This is a genomic window from Flavobacterium collinsii, from assembly GCF_902804485.1.
GTDB lineage: Bacteria > Bacteroidota > Bacteroidia > Flavobacteriales > Flavobacteriaceae > Flavobacterium > Flavobacterium collinsii.
In genome coordinates this window covers 1-5,342 of the sequence record NZ_CADCST010000007.1, presented here as the reverse complement: position 1 = coordinate 5,342, position 5,342 = coordinate 1, and the positions used below count along the sequence as shown (strand labels likewise).

Here is a 5,342-nt window from a genome sequence, read left to right as displayed (position 1 = left end):
AAAGGCGACGACATACTCTCCCACATAACTGCAGTACCATCTGCGCAGGCGGGCTTAACTACTCTGTTCGGGATGGGAAGAGGTGAGCCCCGCCGCAATAACCACCTTAAGGTCATTGTTGGCGGTTGTTGGTTTATGGTTGTTGGTGTTTCCATCAACTACCAACCTTCAACTATCAACTGCAGCTTCGCTGCAAATATCTTAACATACTGAGATAAAGAAAAGTACTTTTATTTACTATTTTAGAAAGTTTCTCCCCGTCCGCCTTAACGGACGGGAAAAGGTGTACATAAGCTTACGGATTATTAGTACTACTCGACTATGACATTACTGCCTTTACATCTATAGCCTATCAACGTGGTCATCTTCCACGATCCTTAAAAGAAATCTCATCTTGTGGTGGGTTTCGCGCTTATATGCTTTCAGCGCTTATCCCTTCCAAACGTAGCTACTCTGCGGTGCCCCTGGCGGGACAACAGATACACTAGAGGTTTGTCCAATTCGGTCCTCTCGTACTAGAATCAGATCCACTCAAATTTCTAACGCCCACAGTAGATAGAGACCGAACTGTCTCACGACGTTCTGAACCCAGCTCGCGTGCCACTTTAATGGGCGAACAGCCCAACCCTTGGGACCTTCTCCAGCCCCAGGATGTGACGAGCCGACATCGAGGTGCCAAACCCCCCCGTCGATATGAGCTCTTGGGGGAGATCAGCCTGTTATCCCCGGCGTACCTTTTATCCTTTGAGCGATGGCCCTTCCATGCGGAACCACCGGATCACTATGCTCTACTTTCGTACCTGATCGACCTGTATGTCTCTCAGTCAAGCTCCCTTATGCCATTGCACTCTACGCACGGTTACCAAGCGTACTGAGGGAACCTTTAGAAGCCTCCGTTACTCTTTTGGAGGCGACCACCCCAGTCAAACTACCCACCAAGCAATGTCCTCTTCATCGAAGAGTTAGGCCTCAGATAAACAAAGGGTTGTATTTCAACAATGACTCCACAACGCCTGGCGACGCCACTTCACAGTCTCCAACCTATCCTACACATCATTTATCCAAGGTCAATACTAAGCTATAGTAAAGGTGCACAGGGTCTTTTCGTCCCACTGCGGGTAAACGGCATCTTCACCGTTACTACAATTTCACCGAGCTCATGGCTGAGACAGTGTCCAGATCGTTACACCATTCGTGCAGGTCGGAACTTACCCGACAAGGAATTTCGCTACCTTAGGACCGTTATAGTTACGGCCGCCGTTTACTGGGGCTTCAATTCAATGCTTCTCCGAAGATAACATCTCCTCTTAACCTTCCAGCACCGGGCAGGTGTCAGGCCCTATACTTCATCTTACGATTTTGCAGAGCCCTGTGTTTTTGATAAACAGTCGCCTGGACCTCTTCACTGCGGCCAGCTTGCGCTGGCGACCTTTCTCCCGAAGTTACAGGTCTATTTTGCCTAATTCCTTAGCCATGAATCTCTCGAGCACCTTAGGATTCTCTCCTCAACTACCTGTGTCGGTTTACGGTACTGGTACTAATTACCTGAAGTTTAGAGGTTTTTCTTGGAAGCCCTTAGGCGCACTATCTCTTTGTCCGAAGACTCCGAGTACTATCGTATTTCCCCAAGATCTGTGGATTTGCCTGCAGATCTTATAGGTAGGTACTTCAACGAACTATTCCGTCAGTTCGCGGCGCTTTCATCACTCCGTCACCCCATCACAGTAATTAGTAGTACGGGAATATTAACCCGTTAGCCATCGACTGTCCCTTTCGGGTTCGCCTTAGGACCAGACTAACCCACAGCTGATTAGCATAGCTGTGGAAACCTTAGTTTTTCGGTGTGCGGGTTTCTCGCCCGCATTATCGTTACTTATGCCTACATTTTCTTTTCTAACCAGTCCAGCATACCTGACGATACACCTTCAACCCTGTTAGAATGCTCCCCTACCACTTACAGTCAGACTGTAAATCCATAGCTTCGGTAATACACTTATGCCCGATTATTATCCATGCTCGTCCGCTCGACTAGTGAGCTGTTACGCACTCTTTAAATGAATGGCTGCTTCCAAGCCAACATCCTAGCTGTCTGGGCAGACAAACCTCGTTCTTTCAACTTAGCGTATATTTGGGGACCTTAGCTGATGGTCTGGGTTCTTTCCCTCTCGGACTTGGACCTTAGCACCCAAGCCCTCACTGCTGAGAAACATTATATAGCATTCGGAGTTTGTCAGGAATTGGTAGGCGGTGAAGCCCCCGCATCCAATCAGTAGCTCTACCTCTATATAACTTTACGCTCAGCGCTGCACCTAAATGCATTTCGGGGAGTACGAGCTATTTCCGAGTTTGATTGGCCTTTCACCCCTACCCACAGGTCATCCGAAGACTTTTCAACGTCAACCGGTTCGGTCCTCCACTGTGTGTTACCACAGCTTCAACCTGCCCATGGGTAGATCACACGGTTTCGCGTCTAACACTACTGACTAAAGCGCCCTATTCAGACTCGCTTTCGCTACGGATCCGTGGCTTAACCACTTAACCTTGCCAGCAACGTTAACTCGTAGGCTCATTATGCAAAAGGCACGCCGTCACCCCACGAAAGGGCTCCGACCGCTTGTAAGCGTATGGTTTCAGGATCTATTTCACTCCGTTATTCACGGTTCTTTTCACCTTTCCCTCACGGTACTGGTTCACTATCGGTCTCTCAGGAGTATTTAGCCTTAGCGGATGGTCCCGCCAAATTCAGACAGGGTTTCACGTGCCCCGCCCTACTCAGGATACCACTATCTATTATACTCGTTACCCATACGGGACTATCACCCTCTATGGTGTCACTTTCCAGTAACTTCCGGTTCCTTGTACATAAAATCTCGTGGTCCTACAACCCCAATCATGCCGTAACATCATTGGTTTGGGCTAATCCGCGTTCGCTCGCCACTACTTACGGAATCACTTTTGTTTTCTTCTCCTCCGCCTACTTAGATGTTTCAGTTCAGCGGGTTTGCCCACCTATCGGTGTACTATGTCTTCAACATAGTGGGTTGCCCCATTCAGGTATCTACGGATCAATCGGTGTGTGCCCGTCCCCGTAGCTTTTCGCAGCTTATCACGCCTTTCATCGCCTCTGAGAGCCTAGGCATCCCCCATACGCCCTTATTTTGCTTATTGTACCAATCTTAAAATTAATTAAGACCGTTTTTTTTTGTCTTTTACAATAAAATTGTAAAAAACGCTTTCTACTTTTTATTATTTTCTTATCTCAATATGTCAATGAACTTTATTAGCTGTAGGCTTTAAGCAATACGCTTTAAGCTTTCTTAGCTTACCGCCTAAAGCTTATAGCTTTCGGCTTTGTGGAGAATAACGGAGTCGAACCGTTGACCTCCTGCGTGCAAGGCAGGCGCTCTAGCCAGCTGAGCTAATCCCCCATTTTTAAATGATGAGTTATGAATTATGAGTTATGATTTCTCTCATAAACGCTCAACTTCTAAAATTTCCTTTATCTTAAGTATTTCAGTCTTTTTTAGTTTGTTGCTTTTTGTTATAACTTATAATTCATAATTTACAACTCAAAACTCTAAAAAAGTAGTCCCGGGCAGACTCGAACTGCCGACCCCTACATTATCAGTGTAGTACTCTAACCAGCTGAGCTACGAGACTCTGTTTTACTTAATTTTCATTTTTTTTAAATTAACAGCAAGAGTAAGTGAATGTTGTGATTCAGAACCTTCTAAATTAACATCTTTTTTCCTCAACGTGTGTTACCACTAACATTTGAGGCTCTAGAAAGGAGGTGTTCCAGCCGCACCTTCCGGTACGGCTACCTTGTTACGACTTAGCCCTAGTTACCAGTTTTACCCTAGGCAGCTCCTTGCGGTCACCGACTTCAGGCACCCCCAGCTTCCATGGCTTGACGGGCGGTGTGTACAAGGCCCGGGAACGTATTCACCGGATCATGGCTGATATCCGATTACTAGCGATTCCAGCTTCACGGAGTCGAGTTGCAGACTCCGATCCGAACTGTGACCGGTTTTATAGATTCGCTCCTGGTCGCCCAGTGGCTGCTCTCTGTACCGGCCATTGTAGCACGTGTGTAGCCCAAGGCGTAAGGGCCGTGATGATTTGACGTCATCCCCACCTTCCTCACAGTTTGCACTGGCAGTCTTGTTAGAGTTCCCGACATGACTCGCTGGCAACTAACAACAGGGGTTGCGCTCGTTATAGGACTTAACCTGACACCTCACGGCACGAGCTGACGACAACCATGCAGCACCTTGTAAATTGTCTTGCGAAAGATCTGTTTCCAAACCGGTCAATCTACATTTAAGCCTTGGTAAGGTTCCTCGCGTATCATCGAATTAAACCACATGCTCCACCGCTTGTGCGGGCCCCCGTCAATTCCTTTGAGTTTCATTCTTGCGAACGTACTCCCCAGGTGGGATACTTATCACTTTCGCTTAGCCACTGAGATTGCTCCCAACAGCTAGTATCCATCGTTTACGGCGTGGACTACCAGGGTATCTAATCCTGTTCGCTACCCACGCTTTCGTCCATCAGCGTCAATCCATTAGTAGTAACCTGCCTTCGCAATTGGTATTCCATGTAATCTCTAAGCATTTCACCGCTACACTACATATTCTAGTTACTTCCTAATAATTCAAGTTTAACAGTATCAATGGCCGTTCCACCGTTGAGCGATGGGCTTTCACCACTGACTTATTAAACCGCCTACGGACCCTTTAAACCCAATGATTCCGGATAACGCTTGGATCCTCCGTATTACCGCGGCTGCTGGCACGGAGTTAGCCGATCCTTATTCTTACGATACCGTCAAGCTGCTTCACGAAGCAGTGTTTCTTCTCGTATAAAAGCAGTTTACAATCCATAGGACCGTCATCCTGCACGCGGCATGGCTGGATCAGGCTTGCGCCCATTGTCCAATATTCCTCACTGCTGCCTCCCGTAGGAGTCTGGTCCGTGTCTCAGTACCAGTGTGGGGGATCTCCCTCTCAGGACCCCTACCCATCGTAGCCTTGGTAAGCCGTTACCTTACCAACTAGCTAATGGGACGCATGCTCATCTTTTACCGTTGTGACTTTAATAGTAGAATCATGCGATTCAGCTATACTATGAGGTATTAATCCAAATTTCTCTGGGCTATCCCTCTGTAAAAGGTAGATTGCATACGCGTTACGCACCCGTGCGCCGGTCTCTGCTTCCGAAGAAGCATACCCCTCGACTTGCATGTGTTAAGCCTGCCGCTAGCGTTCATCCTGAGCCAGGATCAAACTCTTCATCGTATATTTTTTATATTATATTGCGATGCTTTATCTATCGGTTCT

2 tRNA genes and 3 rRNA genes are annotated in these 5,342 nt (G+C 47.4%); all 5 read right to left on the bottom strand.

The features are described from left to right. A 5S ribosomal RNA gene (gene rrf / locus FLA105534_RS00060) occupies positions 1–109 on the bottom strand; the annotation flags it as partial. A 176-nt stretch (positions 110–285) separates the two neighbouring features. Then, positions 286–3,168 (bottom strand): 23S ribosomal RNA (locus FLA105534_RS00055). Between the two features lie 186 nt (positions 3,169–3,354). Beyond that, a tRNA-Ala gene (locus FLA105534_RS00050) sits at positions 3,355–3,428 on the bottom strand. 158 nt (positions 3,429–3,586) lie between these two features. Beyond that, a tRNA-Ile gene (locus FLA105534_RS00045) sits at positions 3,587–3,660 on the bottom strand. A gap of 126 nt (positions 3,661–3,786) precedes the next feature. Further along, positions 3,787–5,300 (bottom strand): 16S ribosomal RNA (locus FLA105534_RS00040). Between the last annotated feature and the right edge of the window lie 42 nt (positions 5,301–5,342).